At 69.2% G+C, this 20,916-nt stretch carries 18 protein-coding genes and 1 tRNA gene; 13 read left to right on the forward strand and 6 right to left on the reverse strand.

Going from position 1 to position 20,916, the window contains the following annotated elements; all coding sequences use genetic code 11:
• The first annotated feature begins 55 nt into the window (after positions 1–55).
• The 11 genes from CQ045_RS10830 to CQ045_RS10880 all read left to right on the forward strand — a co-directional run bounded on the left by CQ045_RS10830 (position 56) and on the right by CQ045_RS10880 (position 14,273).
• Positions 56–814, forward strand: a complete 759-nt coding sequence (locus tag CQ045_RS10830; RefSeq protein WP_105723535.1) for an HAD family phosphatase — start codon at positions 56–58, stop codon at positions 812–814.
• Positions 811–3,318, forward strand: a complete 2,508-nt coding sequence (locus CQ045_RS10835; protein ID WP_105723537.1) for a glycoside hydrolase family 65 protein — start codon at positions 811–813, stop codon at positions 3,316–3,318. The genes CQ045_RS10830 and CQ045_RS10835 overlap by 4 nt, the downstream gene beginning before the upstream one ends.
• Before the next feature lie 168 nt (positions 3,319–3,486).
• Entirely contained in the window at positions 3,487–5,736 is a 2,250-nt protein-coding gene (locus CQ045_RS10840; RefSeq protein ID WP_105723539.1) for a DNA polymerase III subunit gamma and tau, read from the forward strand.
• Complete coding sequence (gene recR / locus CQ045_RS10845; protein ID WP_105723541.1) at positions 5,736–6,329, forward strand: recombination mediator RecR; 594 nt, start codon at positions 5,736–5,738, stop codon at positions 6,327–6,329. Before CQ045_RS10840 ends, recR begins: the two co-directional genes overlap by 1 nt.
• Entirely contained in the window at positions 6,326–7,243 is a 918-nt protein-coding gene (locus CQ045_RS10850; protein WP_105723543.1) for a DMT family transporter, read from the forward strand. The genes recR and CQ045_RS10850 overlap by 4 nt, the downstream gene beginning before the upstream one ends.
• Positions 7,244–7,362: 119 nt before the next feature.
• Positions 7,363–8,643 (forward strand): aspartate kinase, encoded by a 1,281-nt coding sequence (locus tag CQ045_RS10855; protein WP_105723768.1) that lies wholly within the window; start codon positions 7,363–7,365, stop codon positions 8,641–8,643.
• A gap of 180 nt (positions 8,644–8,823) precedes the next feature.
• Positions 8,824–9,894 carry an aspartate-semialdehyde dehydrogenase gene (locus CQ045_RS10860; RefSeq protein ID WP_105723545.1) on the forward strand — a complete coding sequence of 357 codons (1,071 nt, stop codon included), beginning with the start codon at positions 8,824–8,826 and terminating at the stop codon, positions 9,892–9,894.
• An 83-nt stretch (positions 9,895–9,977) separates the two neighbouring features.
• Positions 9,978–11,450 carry a malate:quinone oxidoreductase gene (locus tag CQ045_RS10865; protein WP_105723547.1) on the forward strand — a complete coding sequence of 491 codons (1,473 nt, stop codon included), beginning with the start codon at positions 9,978–9,980 and terminating at the stop codon, positions 11,448–11,450.
• Between the two features lie 9 nt (positions 11,451–11,459).
• Positions 11,460–12,113 (forward strand): thymidine kinase, encoded by a 654-nt coding sequence (locus tag CQ045_RS10870; protein ID WP_105723549.1) that lies wholly within the window; start codon positions 11,460–11,462, stop codon positions 12,111–12,113.
• A gap of 167 nt (positions 12,114–12,280) precedes the next feature.
• A complete protein-coding gene (locus CQ045_RS10875; RefSeq protein WP_105723551.1) occupies positions 12,281–13,003 on the forward strand; it encodes a FadR/GntR family transcriptional regulator in 723 nt (240 codons plus the stop codon).
• Positions 13,004–13,013: 10 nt separating this feature from the next.
• Positions 13,014–14,273, forward strand: coding sequence for an alpha-hydroxy acid oxidase (locus tag CQ045_RS10880; RefSeq protein WP_105723553.1), 1,260 nt, complete (start codon positions 13,014–13,016; stop codon positions 14,271–14,273).
• A gap of 39 nt (positions 14,274–14,312) precedes the next feature.
• Here CQ045_RS10880 and CQ045_RS10885 read toward each other — a convergent pair whose 3' ends face one another.
• The 6 genes from CQ045_RS10885 to CQ045_RS10910 all read right to left on the reverse strand — a co-directional run bounded on the left by CQ045_RS10885 (position 14,313) and on the right by CQ045_RS10910 (position 20,138).
• On the reverse strand, positions 14,313–15,155 hold the full coding sequence (locus CQ045_RS10885; protein ID WP_105723555.1) for a DUF1295 domain-containing protein: 843 nt from the start codon (positions 15,153–15,155) through the stop codon (positions 14,313–14,315).
• Between the two features lie 52 nt (positions 15,156–15,207).
• A complete protein-coding gene (locus CQ045_RS10890; RefSeq protein WP_105723557.1) occupies positions 15,208–15,963 on the reverse strand; it encodes an HAD-IIB family hydrolase in 756 nt (251 codons plus the stop codon).
• Positions 15,960–16,436, reverse strand: coding sequence for a VanZ family protein (locus CQ045_RS10895; protein WP_105723559.1), 477 nt, complete (start codon positions 16,434–16,436; stop codon positions 15,960–15,962). Before CQ045_RS10895 ends, CQ045_RS10890 begins: the two co-directional genes overlap by 4 nt.
• Before the next feature lie 66 nt (positions 16,437–16,502).
• Positions 16,503–16,579: transfer RNA gene (locus CQ045_RS10900), tRNA-Pro, on the reverse strand.
• Positions 16,580–16,635: 56 nt separating this feature from the next.
• Positions 16,636–17,577 (reverse strand): metallophosphoesterase, encoded by a 942-nt coding sequence (locus CQ045_RS10905; protein ID WP_105723561.1) that lies wholly within the window; start codon positions 17,575–17,577, stop codon positions 16,636–16,638.
• Positions 17,568–20,138: a transglycosylase domain-containing protein gene (locus CQ045_RS10910; RefSeq protein WP_258131040.1), complete on the reverse strand. Its 2,571-nt coding sequence runs from the start codon at positions 20,136–20,138 to the stop codon at positions 17,568–17,570. The genes CQ045_RS10905 and CQ045_RS10910 overlap by 10 nt, the downstream gene beginning before the upstream one ends.
• An 88-nt stretch (positions 20,139–20,226) precedes the next feature.
• Here CQ045_RS10910 and CQ045_RS10915 point away from each other — a divergent pair, with 88 nt between their 5' ends.
• Both CQ045_RS10915 and CQ045_RS10920 read left to right on the forward strand, forming a co-directional pair.
• Positions 20,227–20,451 (forward strand): hypothetical protein, encoded by a 225-nt coding sequence (locus CQ045_RS10915; protein ID WP_105723564.1) that lies wholly within the window; start codon positions 20,227–20,229, stop codon positions 20,449–20,451.
• Positions 20,448–20,906, forward strand: coding sequence for a RidA family protein (locus CQ045_RS10920; RefSeq protein WP_105723566.1), 459 nt, complete (start codon positions 20,448–20,450; stop codon positions 20,904–20,906). The genes CQ045_RS10915 and CQ045_RS10920 overlap by 4 nt, the downstream gene beginning before the upstream one ends.
• Positions 20,907–20,916: the final 10 nt, after the last annotated feature.

A 20,916-nucleotide genomic window follows, 5' to 3' on the forward strand; every position in this document is an offset into this window, starting at 1 on the left:
GCACAGTGGCACGGAGAGGTGCCGGCCCGACGATCGCCCTTCTCCTGGAGGCTCTGTGCCAGAAGCACTGCCCGACCTGTTCCACGCCGACGGCGTGCTCTTCGACCTCGACGGCGTGCTCACTCCGACGGCCGAGGTGCACATGCGCGCCTGGAAGACCGTCTTCGACGACGTGTTCGCGCGCTGGGGCATCACTCCGCCCTACACCGACGCCGACTACTACGACTACGTCGACGGCAAGAAGCGCTACGACGGCGTCGCCAGCCTGATGCACAGCCGCAACGTCGAGGTGCCCTGGGGCGCCGTCGACGACGACCCGTCCGCCGAGACCATCTGCGGGATCGGCAATCGCAAGAACGCCGCCTTCGCCGAGTCCCTGCGCGGTCAGGGCATCGCGCCGTACCCCGGTTCGCTCGCGCTCGTCGAGAGCCTGCACGCGGCGGGCATCCCGCTCGGCGTCGTGTCGAGCTCCAAGAACGCCGAGGAGGTGCTGGGAGCAGCCGGCATCCGCTCCTTCTTCCGGATCGTCGTGGACGGGGTGGTCGCCGAGCGCGACGGTCTCGCCTCGAAGCCGGCCGCCGACATGTTCGCCGCGGGAGCCGTCGCCCTCGGGGTCGACCCGGCGCGGTCCGTCGCGGTGGAGGACGCGACGTCCGGCGCAGCATCCGCCGCCGCCGCAGGTTTCGCGACCGTGATCGGCGTCGATCGCGGAGCCGGTGCCGACGCGCTCCGCGATGCCGGCGCGACCGTGGTCGTCGATGACCTCGCCCTCTTCGTCCCCGTTTCCCGCACCGACACCCCGGAGACCGCATGATCGACCGCGACCGCTTCCCCGTCGACCCGTGGCAGCTGATCGACACGCACTACTCCGAGGAGGGCGTCGGCGAGACGCTCTTCTCCATCGGCAACGGCTACCTCGGTCTGCGGGGCAACCACATCGAGGGCCGCGGTGCGCAGGAGCACGGCACCTTCATCAACGGGCTGCACGAGACCTGGCCGATCCGTCACGCCGAGCAGGCCTACGGCTTCGCCGAGGTCGGACAGACGATCGTCAACGCCCCCGATGCGAAGGTCATGCGCGTCTACGTGGACGATGAGCCGATCTCGCTCGACGACGCCGATGTACGGGAGTACCGCCGCTCGCTCGACATGCGCACCGGCGTCCTGCGACGCGATGTGGTCTGGGAGACGCCGTCGGGCAAGCGCGTGCGCATGCGCGACGAGCGGGTCGTGAGCTTCGAGGAGCGCCACCTCGCGGTCCTCCGGCTCGAGGTCGTCGTGGAGAACGCCGACGCCCCGGTCACGATCAGCTGCCAGCTGCTGAACCGGCAGGACGGTGCGGGCGTGTACGCCGGCACCCCGATCGGCACGAAGGCCGCCGCGTTCGACCCCCGCAAGGCCGAGAAGATCGCCGACCGCGTGCTGGAGCCGGCCGAGCACTGGCAGGACGGACTGCGCTCCGCGCTGTCGTACCGCGTCGCCGACTCGGGGATGACGGTCGCCGTCGTCGCCGATCACGTCGTCGAGACCGAAAACGAGTACAACGCCCGCACGCTCGTGGAGCCGGACATCGCCAAGAACGTGTTCCGCGTGCAGGCCAAGGCCGGGGTCCCGATCACGGTCACGAAACTCGTCAGCTACCACACCTCCCGCGGAGTGCCGCCGCGCGAGCTCGTCGACCGCTGCCGTCGGTCGCTCGACCGCGCGGCCGACGAAGGCGTGGAGACCGTGTTCCGGTGTCAGCGGGAGTGGCTCGACGCGTTCTGGGAGCGCAGCGATGTGCAGATCGGCGGACGGGACGACCTGCAGCAGGCCACGCGCTGGTGCCTCTTCCAGCTCGCGCAGGCCTCCGCGCGTGCCGACGGAGCCGGCGTCCCCGCCAAGGGCGTCTCCGGGTCGGGATACAGCGGGCACTACTTCTGGGACACCGAGATCTACGTGCTCCCGTTCCTCACCTACACGACCCCGCGATGGGCGTACAACGCCCTGCGCGCACGGGTGGCCATGCTGCCCGCCGCGCGCCGCCGGGCAGCGCAGCTGAACGAGGCGGGGGCTCTGTTCCCGTGGCGCACGATCAACGGCGAGGAGGCCTCGGCCTACTACGCCGCCGGCACCGCGCAGTACCACATCAACGCCGACATCAGCTTCGCGCTGGGCAAGTACGTGCGCGCGACCGGCGACGAGGAGTTCCTGCGGCGAGAGGGTGCCGACGTCGCGATCGAGACCGCGCGACTGTGGGCGACGCTCGGGTTCTGGCGCGCCTCGCGGCTGGTCGAGGAGACGGGAGCGGGGGATGGGATCGAGACGTTCCACATCCACGGCGTCACCGGGCCGGACGAGTACACGACGGTCGTGAACGACAACCTCTACACGAACGTGATGGCGCGCTACAACCTCCGCTACGCGGCCAAGATCGTGCGCGAGATCCGGGAGAACTACCCCCAGGACTATGTGAAGCTGGTCGACCGCACGGGCCTCGGGCCCGGTGAGGCCGAGGCGTGGGACCGGGCCGCGGAGGCCATGTACATCCCGTACAGCGAAGGACTCGGGATCCACCCACAGGACTCGCTGTTCCTCGAGCGCGAGGTGTGGGATCTCGCGAACACCCCCGCCGAGCAGCGGCCGCTGCTGCTGCACTTCCACCCGCTCGTGATCTACCGGTTCCAGGTGCTCAAGCAGGCCGACGTCGTGCTCGCCCTGTTCCTGCAGGGCAACCACTTCACGCCCGAGGAGAAGAAGGCCGACTTCGACTACTACGACCCGCTGACCACGGGCGACTCGACCCTGTCGGCGGTCGTGCAGTCGATCCTCGCCGCCGAGGTGGGCTACCAGGACCTCGCGCAGAAGTACTTCGAGCAGTCGCTGTTCGTCGACCTGCACGACCTGCACCACAACGCGGCCGACGGCGTGCACGTCGCCTCCGCGGGTGGCGTGTGGACGGCGCTGGTGTGCGGCTTCGGCGGCATGCGCGACTACGCGGGCGACCTGAGCTTCGATCCGAGGCTCCCCGCGGCGTGGCCGTCGCTGTCGTTCCCGCTGCAGTGGCAGGGCTCCACGCTGCAGGTCACGGTGACGAAGGACGAGCTGCGCGTGCAGGTGCGCAGCGGGCCTCCCGTGCCGTTCAGCGTGCGGGACACGGCGTACATCGCGACCGTCGAGGACGAGGTCCTCGTCCCGCTCGCGGATCAGGGGCCGCTGCTCCCCGGGCGACCGACGCTGCGGCAGTTCGCCGACGCCCGGCGCGAGGACGGCACGCGCATGTCGGCATCCGTCCCCGTGATCACCACGGCGATCCCGGTGATCGAACCCGTCGACTGACCTCCTCTGTTCGCGGCCGCACGCGCGCCGTGTCCAGCCACCCCTTCCTGTCCGAACCACCCCTTTGCATGCGCGCGCAGAGGGGTGGTTCGCAGAAAGGGGGACGGGTCGGGATGCCGGGACGCGGCCGGCCCGCCGAAGGTCGGTGGCACGCCGTAGGCTGTTGAGGTGACCACAGCCCTCTACCGCCGCTACCGACCCGAGACGTTCGGCGAGATGATCGGGCAATCCCAGGTGACCGATCCGCTCATGACGGCGCTGCGCGGCGACCGGGTCGGCCACGCGTACCTGTTCTCCGGCCCTCGCGGCTGCGGCAAGACGACCTCCGCGCGCATCCTGGCACGCTGCCTGAACTGCGCCGAGGGCCCCACCGACGTGCCGTGCGGCGTCTGCCCGAGCTGCGTGGAGCTTTCGCGCGCCGGCGGCGGATCCCTCGACGTCGTCGAGATCGACGCGGCGAGCCACAACGGCGTCGACGACGCCCGCGACCTGCGTGAGCGCGCGACCTTCGCCCCCAGCCGCGACCGGTACAAGATCTTCATCCTCGACGAGGCGCACATGGTGACGCCGCAGGGATTCAACGCGCTGCTCAAACTCGTCGAAGAGCCGCCGGAGCACGTCAAGTTCATCTTCGCGACCACCGAGCCCGAGAAGGTCCTCGGCACGATCCGCTCCCGCACGCACCACTACCCCTTCCGACTCGTGCCGCCGGCCGCCATGCTCGAATACGTCGCCAAGCTGTGCGGCGAAGAAGGCGTGATCGTCGAGCAGGGCGTCCTGCCGCTCGTCGTCCGTGCCGGGGGCGGCTCACCGCGAGACACGCTCTCGCTGCTCGACCAGCTGATCGCCGGCTCCGATGCCCCGGCCGGCTCCGAGACCGTCACCGTCGGCTATGCGCGTGCGGTCTCCCTGCTCGGGTACACGCATGCCGCTCTCCTCGACGAGATCGTCGATGCGCTCGCGGCGGGCGATGCGGCCGCCGCCTTCCCCGCGATCGATCGCGTCGTGCAGACCGGACAGGATCCGCGCCGATTCGTCGACGACCTGCTCGAGCGCCTGCGCGACCTCATCGTGATCGCTGCGGTCGGAGCCGGCGCATCGGCGGTCCTGCGCGGTATCGCCGAAGACGAGCTGGAGCGCATGCGCGGCCAGGCCGAGTCCTTCGGTGCCGCACGCCTCTCCCGCACCGCCGATGTGGTGAGCGCGGCCCTCGACGACATGTCGGGTGCCACGTCGCCGCGCCTGCATCTCGAGCTCATGGTGGCGCGCGTCCTCGCCGGTGCGACCGATGCCGCATCCGCGGCCCCTGCGCCCGCGCCCGAACGTTCCCCCGCCTCCGTCCGCCCAGCTGTCGTCTCCGCACCTGCGCCTGCTGAGCCCAGCCCCGCACCCGCACCTGCGCCGGTGGAGCAGAGCCCGGCGGCGGCCGCAGCGACTTCGACGCCCGCCCCGGCGGCCCCGAGCTCGGAACCCACTCCCGCGCCGGCAGCCGCACAGAGTCCGACCGTCGAGCCGGCCGCCGACGCGACGGTCGACACCGTGTCCGAGGCCGCATCCGCCGAGCCCGCCGTTCCGCAGGGCCCCGTGACATTCGACCGCGTCCGCGCCGCCTGGCCGGCCGTGCTCACCCGTCTCGAAGACATCAGCCGCACCTCCTGGCTCCTGGCCACGGCCGTGCAGCCGCTGGCCTACGTCACCGAGACCGAGGTCCTGACCCTCGGCTTCACGAGTCAGCACGATGTCGCGAAGTTCAAGGGGACGACACCGGGCTCCGGGCCGTCCGATCACCTGCGCTCCGCGATCGAGCACGAGCTCGGGGTTCGGGTGAAGTACCTGCCGGCGCCGATGCCCGCCGGCGGCGCCCCGCGCCAGCCCTCAGCCTCCGGCCCCTCGGCACCGGCTGATTCCGCTCCCGCATCGGAGCCTGCGTCAGCGGGGCCATCCCGCTCCCAGTCCCGTGGTTCTTCCGCATCCGCGGTGACGGAGTGGGCGGTCGCCCCGATCCCGACCACGCAGGAAGAGCCGAGCATCACATTGGCTCCCTCGTCGCCGCTCCCGGTCGACGAGGAGCCGGAAGAGGTCGAGGCCGCATCCTCCGCGCCCCTTCCGCCGTCCGACGGGGCTGTGGATCGCGACGAGCCGCCGCTGCCCGGTGACGACGACGCCCCGGCCTTCGACGACGAGCCGCCCTACGATCCGTCATACGAGCCGCCGATGTCGCGCCAAGTGACTCCGGCCCCCGCCGCTTCACCGGCTCCGCAGACGCAGCCGCGTACGGCCGCCGCCCCACCCGTCGTCATCGAGCGCTCGCCCTCCGTCGGGGGAGTGCAGCGCTACGGTGAGGCCGTGATCCGCCAGGTGCTCGGCGCGACCTTCGTGCGCGAAGAGCCCTACGAGCCCCCGACGAGGTTCTCCTGATGTACGACGGCATCGTTCAAGAGCTGATCGACGAGTTCGGTCGCCTTCCCGGCATCGGCCCGAAGTCCGCCCAGCGGATCACGTTCCACATCCTGCAGACGCCGACCTTCGACGTCGCGCGTCTCGCGGAGCTTCTCGGCGAGATCCGCACCCGGGTGCGGTTCTGCGAGGTCTGCGGCAACGTCGCCGAGCAGGAGCGCTGCGCGATCTGCCGCGACCCACGTCGCAGCCAGGCGCTGATCTGCGTGGTCGAAGACGCGAAAGACGTCGCGGCCATCGAGCGCACCCGCGAGTTCCGCGGGCTCTACCATGTGCTCGGCGGAGCCATCAGCCCGATCGCCGGCATCGGCCCCGACGATCTCCGCATCACCCAGCTCATGTCGCGTCTCGCCGATGGGACGGTGCAGGAGGTCATCCTCGCCACCAACCCCAACCTCGAAGGGGAGGCGACGGCGAGCTACCTGAGCAGGCTGCTGACGACGATGCAGATCACCGTGTCCCGCCTCGCGTCCGGACTCCCGGTGGGAGGCGACCTCGAGTACGCCGACGAGGTCACCCTCGGTCGTGCCTTCGAAGGCCGGCGCATCCTGTGACCGCGAGCGCGGGCTTCTCGCGTCGCGGCTGGCTCCTCTTCGGGGCCATGGCTCTGCTGTGGGGCGTGCCGTATCTGTTCATCAGCGTCGCGGTCGAGTCGATCTCGCCGCCGGCGATCGTGGCCGGACGCACGCTCATCGCCGCGCTGCTGCTGTTGCCGTTCGCCCTCCGCAACGGCGCGCTGCGCGCCGCGCTGAAGCACTGGCCCTGGGTCCTCGCGTTCGGCGCGGTCGAGATGGCGGGACCGTTCCTGCTGCTCGGGCACGCCGAGATGACCCTCCCGTCGGGAATGACGGGCCTGCTCGTGGCGACCGTTCCCCTGTTCGCCGCGCTGATCGCGCTCGGCGGCGGCGACCGCGGGGTGCTGCGGCCTGCGCGGGGGATCGGGCTGCTCGTGGGATTCATCGGCGTCGCGATCGTGGTCGCGGGCCCCGGGCTGTTCGGGGGAGAGGTCAGCCTCCTCGCCGCGGGGGAGGTGCTGCTGGTCGCGGTGCTCTACGCGATCGCGCCCTTCATCGTCGCGCGGAAGCTGAGCGACGTCCCCTCGCTGGGCACCATCACCCTGTCGCTGCTCATGATCGGGATCTTCTACCTCCCCATCGGTCTCCTCACCCAGCATCAGGTGCCGACTCTGCCCTCGCTCGGGGCGCTCCTGGCTCTCGCGGTCATCTGCACGGCGGTGGCGTTCCTCGCGTTCTTCGCGCTGATCCGCGAGGTCGGTCCGGTGCGTGCGCCGCTTTTCACCTACGTGAACCCGGTGGTCGCGATCGTCCTCGGCGCGATCGTGCTCGCGGAGCCCCTGACCCCCGGACTGCTCCTCGGATTCCCGCTGATCATCGTCGGCTGCTGGTTCGCCGCCACGGGCGGGCGGCTGCGCCCGGTCTCCCCGCAGGCGCTGCCCCCGGCCCTCTAGCCCGTCCACCCGCGCCGATGCCGTGCGATCCGCGCGACCGTGACACATGCGCAACGCGGCATACGCGCCGATCGTAGAATGAGCGTGGGCGGATCCGCCCGACATCCCAGGGAGTGATCGTGGCCCTCATCGTGCAGAAGTACGGCGGCTCGTCCGTCGCCGACGCAGAGAGCATCAAGCGCGTCGCCAAGCGCATCGTCGACACACGTCGTGCCGGGCATGACGTGGTCGTCGCCGTGAGCGCGATGGGCGACACCACCGACGAGCTGCTCGAGCTCGCGAACGAAGTCGCACCCATCCCCGCACCGCGCGAACTCGACATGCTCCTCTCCAGCGGAGAGCGCATCTCGATGGCGCTGCTGGCGATGGCGATCCACTCGATGGGCTTCGAGGCGCGTTCCTTCACCGGCAGCCAGGCCGGCATGATCACCGACTCGCAGCACGGCGCGGCCCGCATCGTCGACGTGACGCCGGTTCGTCTTCGCGAGGCGCTCGATGAGGGGGCGATCGTGATCGTCGCCGGCTTCCAGGGCTTCAACCGCGACACCCGTGACATCACCACGCTCGGGCGCGGCGGCTCCGACACGACGGCCGTCGCCCTGGCCGCCGCCCTCGATGCCGACGTGTGCGAGATCTACAGCGATGTCGACGGCATCTTCACGGCCGACCCTCGGGTCATCCCGAAGGCGCAGAAGCTCGATCACGTCTCCAGCGAAGAGATGCTCGAGCTCGCGGCCAACGGCGCCAAGGTGCTCTACATCCGCGCCGTCGAGTACGCACGCCGTCACGGCGTCCTCATCCACGCCCGGTCGACGTTCTCGTCGGCCGAGGGCACTTACGTTCTGGGCGAGGGTATGAAGAACCCCCGCGAAGCCGAGGGAGCAGTCATGGAAGAACCGATCGTCGCCGGTGTCGCCACCGACTTCAGCCAGGCCAAGATCACGGTCGCGGGCGTGCCGGACGTTCCGGGCAAGGCCGCGGAGATCTTCAAGATCGTCGCGAAGTCCGGCGCGAACGTCGACATGATCGTGCAGAACGTTTCGGCGACCGGACGCACCGACATCTCCTTCACCGTCCCGAAGGCGGATGCCGCCGCGGCCCTCAAGGCGCTCGCGGGCGATCAGACCGAGGTCGGCTTCCAGAATCTGATCCATGACGACCAGATCGGCAAGCTCTCGGTCGTGGGTGCGGGCATGCGCACGCACTCCGGCGTCTCCGCCACGCTCTTCGAGGCGCTGTCGGCCGGCGGCATCAACATCGAGATGATCTCGACCTCCGAGATCCGCATCTCGGTGGTACTGCGCGACACCGACCTGACCGAGGCCGCGCGCACCGTGCACACCGCCTACGGACTCGACGGCGAGGCCGAGGCCACCGTGCACGCCGGCACCGGCCGCTGATCTCTGCCGTTCGACGCCGTTTTCCTGCCGACCCTGCGGGCGCCGCACTCAGAGCGGCGACCGCCGGTCCGGCCACGGTAGACTCACCGAAACCCTGACACCGGCGCCAGGCGCAGCTTCAGCACCCCGACGCCGCGCCCGAAGCCTCGTACGCAGTACCGCACGACGCCAAGGAACATCATGACCCGCATCTCCGAATCAGGACTCTCCGTCGCCATCGTCGGCGCCACCGGCCAGGTGGGCACCGTGATGCGCGAGATTCTCGCTGAGCGGTCGTTCCCGATCCGCGACCTGCGTCTGTTCTCCTCCGCGCGTTCTGCGGGCACGGCGATCGAGTACGGCGGCGCGACGGTCATCGTCGAAGACGTCGAGACGGCGGATGCCTCGGGCATCGACATCGCCCTGTTCTCGGCCGGGGCCACCGCGAGCCGCGCGTATGCGCCGCGTTTCGCCGCCGCCGGCGCCGTGGTCGTCGACAACTCCAGCGCCTGGCGCATGGACCCCGAGGTTCCGCTCGTGGTCAGCGAAGTCAATCCGCATGCGATCGACGAGCGCCCCAAGGGCATCATCGCGAACCCGAACTGCACCACGATGGCCGCGATGCCCGTGCTGAAGGTGCTGGATGCCGAGGCCGGACTCGAGCGTCTGATCGTGTCGACCTACCAGGCCGTCTCCGGCTCCGGTCTCGCCGGCGCGCAGGAGCTCCTCGGCCAGGTCGAGGGTGTGCTCGCACAGGGCGACACTCTCCGGCTCGTCCACGACGGCTCCGCAGTCGACTTCCCCGAGCCCGAGAAGTACATCGCCCCGATCGCGTTCGATGTGATCCCCTTCGCCGGCAATCTCGTCGACGACGGCGACAACGAGACCGACGAGGAGAAGAAGCTCCGCAACGAGAGTCGCAAGATCCTCGAGCTCCCGGGTCTCCGAGTCGCCGGCACCTGCGTGCGCGTCCCGGTCTTCACCGGCCACTCGCTGTCGATCAACGTCGAGTTCGCGCGCGACATCACTCCTGAGCGCGCGCGCGAGGTCCTGAGCGCTGCTCCCGGCGTCGTGGTCGACGAGGTCCCCACGCCGTTGCAGGCCGCGGGCAAGGACCCGAGCTTCGTCGGTCGCATCCGCGCCGACCAGTCGGCACCCGAGGGCAAGGGGCTCGTGCTGTTCATCAGCAACGACAACCTGCGCAAGGGGGCGGCGCTGAACGCGGTGCAGATCGCCGAGATCCTGGCCGAGCGCCTGGCGGTCATAGCCTGACCGCATCCCCGCCATGTGGAAGCGGTCTGACAGGGGCGGTCCGCATGGTCTGCGGCGGCGTGCCTGCGAACTAGACTGGTTCGGTGACTGAAAACGTCGATGTCGTCCTGATCGGCGGTGGCATCATGAGCGCCACCCTGGGTACTCTCCTGCACGAGCTGCAGCCGGAGTGGAAGATCGTCGCCTTCGAGCGACTCTCCGAGGTGGCTCAGGAGAGCTCCAACCCGTGGAACAACGCCGGCACGGGCCACGCCGCCCTGTGCGAGCTGAACTACATGCCGCAGCAGGGCGATGCTCCGCTCGATCCGGCCAAGGCCGTGTCGATCAACGAGCAGTTCCAGCAGAGCCGCCAGTTCTGGTCCTCCCTGGTGGAGAAGGGCGTGCTCGATGAGCCGTCGACCTTCATCAACGCGACCCCGCACATGACGTTCGTGCGGGGGGAGAAGGACGTCGCGTACCTGAAGGCCCGCTACGAGGTGCTCAAGGAGCAGCCGCTGTTCGCCGGAATCGAGTACAGCGAGGACTCGCGCGTCATCAACACCTGGGCGCCCCTGCTCATGCAGCACCGCCGCAAGGGTGAGCCGTTCGCCGCGACCCGCGTCCCCGCGGGCACCGACGTCGACTTCGGCGCCCTGACCCACCAGCTCTTCGACCACCTCACCGATTCGGGCGTCACGCTGCGCACGAACCACGAGGTCCGCAGCCTGAGGAAGCAGAAGGACGGCACCTGGCTGGTCAAGTACCGCAACAGCATCGGGCACACCCCGAACGAGGTCAGAGCTCGCTTCGTGTTCGTCGGCGCCGGTGGCTGGGCGCTCAAGCTGCTGCAGAACTCCGGCATCCCCGAGATCAAGGGCTACGGCGTCTTCCCGATCGGCGGCCAGTTCCTCAAGACCACGAACCCCAAGATCGTCGCACAGCACAAGGCGAAGGTGTACTCGCAGGCTTCGGTCGGAGCCCCGCCGATGTCGGTGCCCCACCTCGACACCCGTGTCGTCGGCGGCGAGGCCTCGCTTATGTTCGGTCCGTTCGCGACGTTCAGCCCGAAGTTCCTGAAGAACGGCTCGATGCTCGACATCGTGTCGCAGGTTCGCGCGCACAACCTGCTGCCGATGCTGCAGGTGGCCGTCAAGAACCCCGATCTCATCACGTACCTCGTCGGCGAGCTGCTGAAGAACCACGCGAAGAAGGTCGACAGCCTGCGCACGTTCATGCCGACCGCGAAGGACGAGGACTGGACCCTCATCGACGCCGGCCAGCGTGCCCAGGTGATGAAGAAGGACCCGAAGAAGGGTGGCATCCTGCAGTTCGGCACCGAGGTCGTCGCGGCGGCCGACGGGTCGATCGCCGGTCTTCTCGGCGCCTCTCCCGGTGCGTCGACGGCGGTGCCGATCATGCTCGACCTGCTCAAGAAGTGCTTCCCGGCGGAGTACCCGGGCTGGGAGCCCGAGCTGCGCGCGCTGATCCCCACGTTCGGCGAGAAGCTGAACCAGGATCCGGCGCTCGCGGAGCGGTCAACGGAGGCGACCGCAGCCGCCCTCGGCATCAACGTCTGAGCGCGCACCGTGGCGAAGCTCTACTTCCGCTACGGCGCGATGAACTCGGGCAAGTCGACTGCCCTCCTGCAAGCCGCGTACAACTACGAGGAGCGCGGTCAGCACGTGCTGCTCGCCAAGCCCGAGATCGACACCAAGGGCGCGTCCGAGATCGAGAGTCGGCTCGGTGTCACCCGCCAGGTCGACTTCCTCATCGCGCCCGACGGCGATGCCCGGGCGCTGTTCGCGGAGCATCGCGATCGCATGCGACGCTCCACCGAAGATGAGCTTCTCCCGGCAGGTCCGGTCGACGTGGCGTGCCTCCTGATCGACGAGGCGCAGTTCCTGACGCCGAGCCAGATCGATGACCTGTTCCGCGTCGCGGTGGAAGACGGCATCCCGGTCATGGCCTACGGCATCCGGAACGACTTCCTGACCCATGCCTTTCCCGGATCGGCCCGTCTGTTGGCGATCGCGCACTCGCTCGAGGAGCTGAAGACCATCTGTCGGTGCGGACGGAAGGCTGTGTTCAACGGCCGCGTCGTCGGTGGTCGGTTCGTGTTCGACGGCGATCAGGTCGCGATCGACGAAGGTGCGGACGGATCATCCTCGCCCGAGCTGACGACCTACGAGTCGCTGTGCGGCACGTGCTATCTCGAGGAGTCCGGCGGGCGCCTGGGCTGAAGCCCTTCTCTCTCCCCCCGAAACACCCCCTTCTGTGCGAGCCACCCCGTTGAGGGCGCACGCAGGAGGGTGTTTCGCGCGCAGCGGTGTGGCTCGGCCTGCCACGCGACCGTGTTTGCGTGGTCTGACCACACGCGATACTCTGTGGTCTGACCACAGGAGGCCGAATGGCGGAGCAGCCGGCACGCGCATGGCGACTCGTGCTCGAGCACATCGAGCGCGACCTTCTCGACGCCCGCCTCGGCCCCGGTGATCGCCTGCCCTCGGAACGCGACCTCGCGACCGAGCTCGGCGTCGGCCGCTCCAGCGTGCGCGAGGCCTTCCGGGTCCTCGAGGTGATGGGACTCATCCGCACCGCGACCGGCTCCGGCCCGCAGGCGGGAGCCATCGTCATCGCCACCCCGACCGGGGGGATGTCGGCGCTGCTGCGGCTGCAGGTCGCGGCTCAGGGCTTCGCACTGGACGACGTGGTGCGCACGCGTCTCGTGCTCGAAGACGCGGTGGTCGCCGCGATGGCGTCGGCGCCCGTCCGCGACACGGCGCGCGCCCGCGAACTGCTGGAGGCGATGGATGCCACAGACCTCACGCCGTCCGAGTTCCTCGCGCTCGACGCCCAGCTGCACCTCTCGCTCGCGGAGGCGAGCGGCAACACCGTCATCGCCGCGATGATGGCCGGTCTGCGGTCGTCGATCGAGTCGTACGTGCAGGCCGGCGTCGACGCGATCCCGGACTGGGAGTCGATGGCGGTCACGCTCCGTGCCGAGCACCACGCCCTGGTCGCCGCGATCGACAGCGGTGACATCGAGACGGCTCGAGACCTCGTCCGCGCGCACATCACCGGCTACTACACGTCCGCGGGCCTCACCCGCGACCTCCACCCCCAGAACTGAGAGGCACATCATGGTGCAGCGCCAGCTCCCCAATCCCGTCGAACTGCTCGAACTCATGAAGTTCAAGAAGCCGGAACTCGATGGCCGCAAGCGCCGCCTCGACGCCGCGCTCACGATCGACGACCTCCGCCTGATCGCCAAGCGCCGCACGCCGAAGGCCGCCTTCGACTACACCGACGGCGCCGCAGAGGGCGAGCTCTCCCTGACCCGCGCGCGCCAGGCGTTCCAGGACGTGGAGTTCCACCCCGGCATCCTGCGACCGGCACCCGATGTCGACACGAGTGTCGAGATCCTCGGCGGGCCCTCCGCCCTGCCGTTCGGCATCGCGCCCACCGGCTTCACGCGTCTCATGCAGACCGAGGGAGAGGTGGCGGGGGCCGGCGCCGCCGCGGCCGCGGGGATCCCGTTCACGCTCTCCACGCTCGGCACGACGTCGATCGAGGGCGTGAAGGCCGCGAACCCGCACGGGCGCAACTGGTTCCAGCTCTACGTGATGCGCGACCGCGAGATCTCGTATGAGCTCGCGCGCCGTGCCTCCGCCTCCGGCTTCGACACGCTGCAGTTCACGGTCGACACCCCCGTCGCCGGCGCCCGCCTGCGCGACAAGCGCAACGGCTTCAGCATCCCGCCGCAGCTCACGCTCGGGACGATCATCAACGCGATTCCGCGGCCCTGGTGGTGGTTCGACTTCCTGACGACGCCGAAGCTCGAGTTCGCGTCGCTCAGCGCCACCGGAGGCACGGTCGGCGAGCTGCTGGATGCCGCGATGGATCCGACGATCAGTTACGACGATCTCGCGGTGATCCGCGACATCTGGCCCGGGAAGATCGTCATCAAGGGCGTGCAGAACGTCGAGGACTCCGTGCGTCTGCGTGACGAGGGAGTCGACGGCATCGTGCTCTCGAACCACGGTGGCCGCCAGCTCGACCGCGCGCCGATCCCGTTCCACCTGCTGCCCGAGGTGCGACGGGCGGTCGGCGACGACTTCACGGTGATGATCGACACCGGCATCATGAACGGCGCCGACATCGTGGCAGCGGTGGCGCTCGGCGCCGACTTCACGCTCATCGGCCGCGCGTACCTCTACGGCCTCATGGCCGGTGGCCGCCAGGGTGTCGACCGCACGATCGCCATCCTGCGCAGCGAGATCGAGCGCACCATGCGGCTGCTGGGGGTGTCCTCGCTCGCCGAGCTCGAGCCCGGCCACGTGACGCAGCTCACCCGCCTGGTTCCCGTCGCTCGTGCTGCGGCCGAGGCGCGCACGCACTGAGCCCGCTTGCCGCGCCCGCGCCGGACGCCCCCTCTGTTCTCAGGACTGCGGGGCGACGGCGCGGGTGCGCGGCGGCCAGGGGACCAGCATCGACGTCGTGCGGCGATACTCGGCATAGGCCGGGTACTTGGACGCGGTGATCGACTCGGTGAAGATCGTCGAGCCGATGAACAGCACCGTCAGCAGGGCGGGGCCGATGATGGTCGGGTTCAGCACGCCGCCGATCACTCCGGCCCCACCGGCCACCAGGGCGGTCGCGCCGATCGCGTAGAAGGCCCACCACTGCGCCTGCTCGAAGAAGAAGTTCGGGTGGCGGCTGTACCGGAACAGCCCCGTCGTCGCGAACCCCGGCGCGAGTGAGCCGCCCGCCTGCTTCTTGCGCTGGTGGAACCTCCACTGCTGCTGGTCGGCGATCGTCTCTCCGACGAGGAACGCGAGGAATGCGGCGATGAACAGCAGGTCCCACCCGGTGAGGGCGGCAGGGTTCTGGGCGGCGACCTGCGCCGGCAGCGTGATGAGCACGAGCAGCGTCATCTGGTAGGCGATGATGAACAGCACGTTGAAGATCTGGAACTGCCAGGGGCGCATCCGCTCGCGTAGGATCGCCCACCGATAGTCCTCCATGCCGGTGTAGCCGCCCTTGCGTGCGAAGTTGAAGGTCAGGCGCGCGCCCCACGCCGTGGCGAGCACGCCCATCAGGACGACGCGCACGGATCCATCCCCGTTCGCGAACGCCCCCGCGACGAAGATCCAGACGTAGACCACCGGGACGATCGACCAGGCGCGGTCGACCCATGAGGTGTCGCGGGTGATCAGGGACAGGAGCCAGCACAGGGCGCTGGCGACCGCGGCGACGATGATGACGATCAGCAGAGCATCCATGACGCCATGCTAGGACCCTCCTGCCACGCTGCGCCGCGCGACACCGCGGCGGTCAGAGCGTGAGCAGCAGTGCGTCGAGCTTCTCCGCGGTGTCTTCCCAGCCGTCGACGGCCACCGACGGCACGCCGATCGCGAGGACTGGATAGTCGTTCCCGCCCTCGTCGAGCCGGTCGCCGTAGAACAGCATGTCGGCGAGGGAGATGCCCGTGCGTTCGGCGAGCTGACGCATCCCGAAGGCCTTGTCGATGCCCGCCCGCGTGATGTCGATCGAGGTCGAGCCGCCCGAGCGCACTTCGAGGCCGGGGAGGCGCGCGGCGACCGCATCCCGCAAGGCGGCGCGCTTGGCTCCGGTCGGATCCCACGCGTGCTTCGTCTCGCGGGGCGCGCGCTGGCCCAGAGCGGAGAAGGTGACCTGCGACCCGCGGTCCTCGAGGATCTCGCCCCAGGGTTCGGCTTCCCAGAGTCCGAGTCGCTCGGCTTCTTCGCGCAGAGCCGTGAGCGCGGCGCGCTTCTCGTCGTCGCTGAGGTCGTGTGCGTATACGGCGACGAAGTCGGCGCCGTCGTGTCGCAGATAGCGCGTGCCGCACGTCGGCAGCAGGTGCAGCCGGGCGAGATCCGCGGCATCCGCGTCGCTGAGGCGGGCGACGACCTGCGAGCGGAACTGCGCCTCGTTCCCCCCGGAGATGATGGCGACGTCGACGGTGCGCAGAAGCTGCTGCAGAAGTGCGGCGATCCGCGGGTCGATCACTCCCTTGGACGGTGCGAGCGTGTCATCGAGGTCGAAGGCGACGAGTGCGGGCGCGGTCATGATGTCTCCAGCCTAGAAGGCGGTCGCTGGGAAGACCGCGGGGAGAGGAGCAGCGTGCACAGCACGGCGAGGGCGACGCCGAGCAGGGAGCCGGCGGAGTTCGCCAGCACGTCGGTGACGGTCGCAGCACGGTGGGGAAGCGCGACGCGCTGCACCGTCTCGATGGCGATGGAGAGCAACGGCCCGACCAGGAGCGAGAGGACCCAGATCCGACGGGGGAGCAGCACGAACGCGAAGATGCCGACCGGCACGAACACGAGGACGTTCGCGATGATCTCCAAGCGGGTGAAGTCGAGCGAATCCCAGCCGAGACGGTGCGCGGTGCCGAGGACCAGGTCGAGCAGATTCGGCAGGGACTCCTCGACCCGGGACGGCGTGAGCGTCAGCACGGCGAGTGCGATGAAGAAGGGGATGCCGAGGGCGAGCGCCCAGGCGCGGGTGAAGCGGCGCGGCGGCGGGAGCAGAGAGCTCATGCGTTCCCTTCGTGCGCGGTCCCGGTACAGAGAAGGCCGCCCCTGAGGGCGGCCTTCCGGTGTCACTGGTCGGGGTGACAGGATTTGAACCTGCGACCTCTTCGTCCCGAACGAAGCGCGCTACCAAGCTGCGCCACACCCCGTTTGCAACCCTCCGAGTCTACAGGGAAAACTCCCGAGCACCGAATCGGGGCGGCGATCAGCTCCGCGCCGTCAGCGTGAGCAGTGTCGCCTCCGGGCGGCACGCGAAGCGCACGGGGGCGTAGATGGAATGACCGCATCCCGCGCTGACGTTCAGCGGTACGGTGCGGCCGCCGTGGGACCAGGTGCTCAGCCCCTTCGCCTGCTTGAGGGGGATGTCGCAGTTCGCCACGAGAGCGCCGTAGCCGGGAAGGCAGACCTGCCCGCCGTGGGTGTGACCGCCCAGGATCGCGTCGGCGCCGAGGTCGGTGAACCCGTTGAGCACCCGCTGGTACGGCGCGTGGGTGACGCCCAGCACCGGGGTGTCGGCGTCGCGCGGTCCGAGGGCGGCGATGGCGTCGGGCAGTTCTTCGAGGCGGTCCCAGTCGCGATGGGCGTCATTGACGCCGAAGAGGTCGACCTCGGAGCCGGCGAGGGTGAACCGCGCGGCCGCGTTGTTCAGGTCGGTCCAGCCCAGCTCGTCGGTGAAGTACCGGTCCATCGCATCGGTGTCGAGGAGAGCCGGTTCACGGTGCTTCTTGGAGGGGCCGAGGAAGTAGCGCAGCGGGTTGCGCGGCGAGGGAGCGGTGACATCGTTCGAACCGTGCACGAAGACGCCGGGGATGCCGGCGAGCGGGTCGAAGGCGCGGCGGATGCCGTCGAGGCCGTTCGTGTGCCCGAGGTTGTCGCCGGTGTTGACGATGAGGTCGGGCTCGAGCTGTGCGAGGGATGCCAGCCAGTCCTGCTTGCGGTGCTGCCACGGCGCCATGTGCGCGTCGGACATGTGCAGGATGCGCAGGGGCGCCGATCCGGGAGGGAGAGCGGCCGCGGTCGCCTCGCGGACGGTGAACAGGTACCGCTCGATGCCGATGCCCCAGACCGCGGCGGCGACGCCCGCGGCCCCCACCGCGCCGAGCGCGATGAGGGCCGGGTGTGCCGTCCGGCGTGTGCCTACTGGCACGTCACGCCGACGGTCGTCGCCTTGCTGGCCGCCGAGCCCGGGGCGGGGTCGGTGCTGCTCACGACCGCTGTCGGTGGATTACAGGAGTTGTCGAACTCGATCGACGTGAAGCCGGCTCCTCCCAGAGCGGCGGCCGCCTGGGCTCTCGACATTCCGACCATGTTGGCGGGAACCGTCGTCCCCTGCCCGTTGCTGGTCGCGAGATTGATGGTCGCGCCACCGGCCGCCTGTCCGCTCGGATCCTGCGCCGCGACGAGGCCGGCTGCGATGCTGCTGTCGATCGATCCGCTGACGGAGACCTGGAAGCCTGCGCTTTCCAGGATCGATGTCGCCTCGTCGACCGACTTTCCGACGACGTCCGGGACCGACGACATCACCTGACGGATCAGCTTGTCGTCCGGGCGGGGGAAGGCGTCGCCGCCATAGGCGGCGTTGGCGGCCTCCTGCGCGGTGCGGGCCAACGGGTATCGCAGCTCGTTCAGGAGCCTGCCGTTGTAGCTCTTGCGGTAGATGTTCTCCTGGCCGTCGTACCGGCCGGCCCAGACCGCGGTCGCGACCTTGGTGCTGGACTCGATCATCATGGTCGACCAGGTGTCGTGCGTACCGGTCTTGCCGATCAGCGGAGTGCCGTCGTTGGGGTTCGCCTGGCGACCCGTTCCCCCGCTGGCCATCACGCTCTGCAGGGCGTAGGCGGCGGTGGCGGCGACCTCGGGCGAGATCACGCCTTCGGTGCACGACGAGGCGGGCAGTGGGCGGTCCTTGCCGTCGGCGCCGATCACGCGGTCGATCGCGCGCGGCGTGCAGTAGGTGCCGCCGCTCGCGACGGTCGCGTAGGCGTTCGCCATGGCCAGCGGGGAGATGTACTTCGCTCCGAGCACGTCGGCGGGCACGTTCTCGTCGGTGGTCTTGTCGCCGTTGCCGAGCGTGACTCCCATGCGGTCGGCGACCTTGTTGATGTCGCACAGGTCGAGCTTCGACGCCATCGCGAAGAAACCACTGTTGAGAGAGTTCCTCGTGAAGTTCATCACGGTGTCGGTGGAACCTCCGCCGCCACCGAAGTTGCCGATCTCCTTCGTGTTGGCGACCATCGTGCCGCCACCGCAGGCGGCCGCGGTGAACTTCATGTTCGTCTGTACTCGTCCGTTGACGACCTCACGTACCGAGTGGCCCTTCTCGAGCCAGTCGATCAGGGTGAACAGCTTGTACGTCGACCCCACCTGGAAGCCGTCCGAGTTGCCGTGCGCCCGATCGCCCGCGAAGACGAGCGACGAGTATGCGAGGTCGCTGGTCGGCGTCTCGGTGAAGAGGGTGTTCTGCGTCATGGAGAGGATCCGGCCCGTACCGACCTCGACCGAGACACCGGCCGCACCGAAGTGCTGGTCGTCGTAGTTGGCCGGGACGATCTCTGCCATCTTGTCCGCCGCAGGGGTCTGGATACGGAAGTCCAGCGAGGTGTAGATCTTCAGGCCGCCGCGACGGAGGAGGTCGGTCCGGTCCTGCTTGGTCTTGCCGAAGGCCTCGTCGTTCAGCACGATCGACTTCACGTACTGGCAGAAGTACGCGCTGGTGCTCGCCGAAGCGCAGCCCTGGGTGGGCGGGTTGAGCACGGGCACGATCTCCGAGGCGTCGGCCTCGTCGTACTGCGCCTGGGTGATCTTGCCGTCTGCGAGCATGCGCCCGAGCACATAGTGACGACGGTCCTTCGTGAGGGAGTATCCGCTGTCGGCGGTGTTCAGCGCCTCGCCCTTGGCATTCGTGATGGTGCCTGCCGGCTTGTCGATGCGGTAGGTGTTCGGGTTCTGCACGATGCCGGCCAGAGTCGCGGCCTGCGCGACGGTCAGGTTCGCGGCGCTCGTCGAGAAGTAGAAGTTCGCCGCGGCCTCGATGCCGTAGACGGTGCCGCCGAAGTTGGCGATGTTCAGGTAGCCGAGCAGGATCTCGTTCTTGGAGAAGTCCTTCTCGATCTGGATCGCGAAGCGCATCTCCTGGAGCTTGCGCTCGATGCCCTTCGCGCCGGTCGCGTTGGTCGCGTCGCGCCAGCACTGCTCGAGGTCTTCGGAGTGGGTCTCGGACTCCGTGTCGACGTCCTGCTCGCACTGCTGGATCAGCACGTTCTTGACGAACTGCTGGCTGATCGTGGAAGCGCCGCGGCTGGAGGTGCCGCGCACGTTGTCGACGAGGGCCTTCACCGTGGCGCCGACGTTGACGCCGCCGTGGCTGTAGAAGTTCTTGTCCTCACTGGAGAGGATCGCGTCGTAGAGCGCCGGGGCGACCTGTTCGTAGGTCACCGGGATGCGGTTCTGCTCATAGAACGACGCGAGCTCGATCGGCGTGCCGTCAGGGAGGGACGCGTAGATCGTCGACTGCTCCATGGGCGTACCCGGGTTGAGGTTCTCGGGAAGCTGGTCGAAGAGAGTCAGTGCCTGGGTGCCTGCGAGGCCGGTCATCGCGAGGACGGGGGTGACGCTGGCAGTGACCAGGAGACCGGCGACGGCGCTCAGACCGACGAGCCCGACGAGACCGCCGAGCACGCCTCTCACCGTGCGATTCTTTTGGGGCATACGCTTGATCGTAGGGGAGTTCCCTGAATACCACCTTTGACGAGCCCGCCCGGAATCCCGGTGTCGCGCCCCGATCGACAGGAGTGCCATGACTACGTGGGAGTACCTCACCACGCCGCTGCTGATCCACAACACCGCCGCGATCCTCAACAACTGGGGAAAGCAGGGCTGGGAGCTCGTGCAGGTCGTGCAGGGTCCCGAAGGCGGTCTCGTCGCGTACCTCAAGCGCCCCGTGACGTCGGACGCCTCGGCGAACGCCGGCCTCGCCGCTGCGGAGCAGGCCTCCCGTCAGTTCGAGGGAGGCCAGGCATGAGCGTCGCCGCCCGTCTCGCCGAGCTCGGCATCGAGCTTCCCGCCGTCGCCGCCCCGGTCGCCGCCTACGTGCCGGCGGTCACCCATGGTGGACTCGTCTACACCTCCGGGCAGCTGCCCTTCGTCGACGGCGCGCTGCCGGCAGTCGGCAAGGTCGGTGCCGAGGTCTCCGCGGAGGATGCGAAGACCTATGCGCGCACCTGCGCCCTGAACGCGCTCGCCGCGGCAGCGGATGCCGCGGGTGGAATCGACCGCATCGCCGGTGTGCTCCGTGTGGGCGGCTTCGTCGCCTCGGCGGAGGGCTTCACCGGTCAGCCCGGCATCGTCAACGGCGCGAGCGAGGTTCTCGGTGAGATCTTCGGCGACGCCGGGCGGCATGCTCGCGCTGCCGTCGGTGTTGCGGAACTGCCGCTGGGCAGTCCGGTCGAGGTCGAGGTCACCTTCCTCCTCGCCTGACCTGAGCTGC

Origin of the sequence: Microbacterium sp. MYb66, from assembly GCF_002979435.1 — a bacterium.
Taxonomy (GTDB): Bacteria; Actinomycetota; Actinomycetes; order Actinomycetales; family Microbacteriaceae; genus Microbacterium.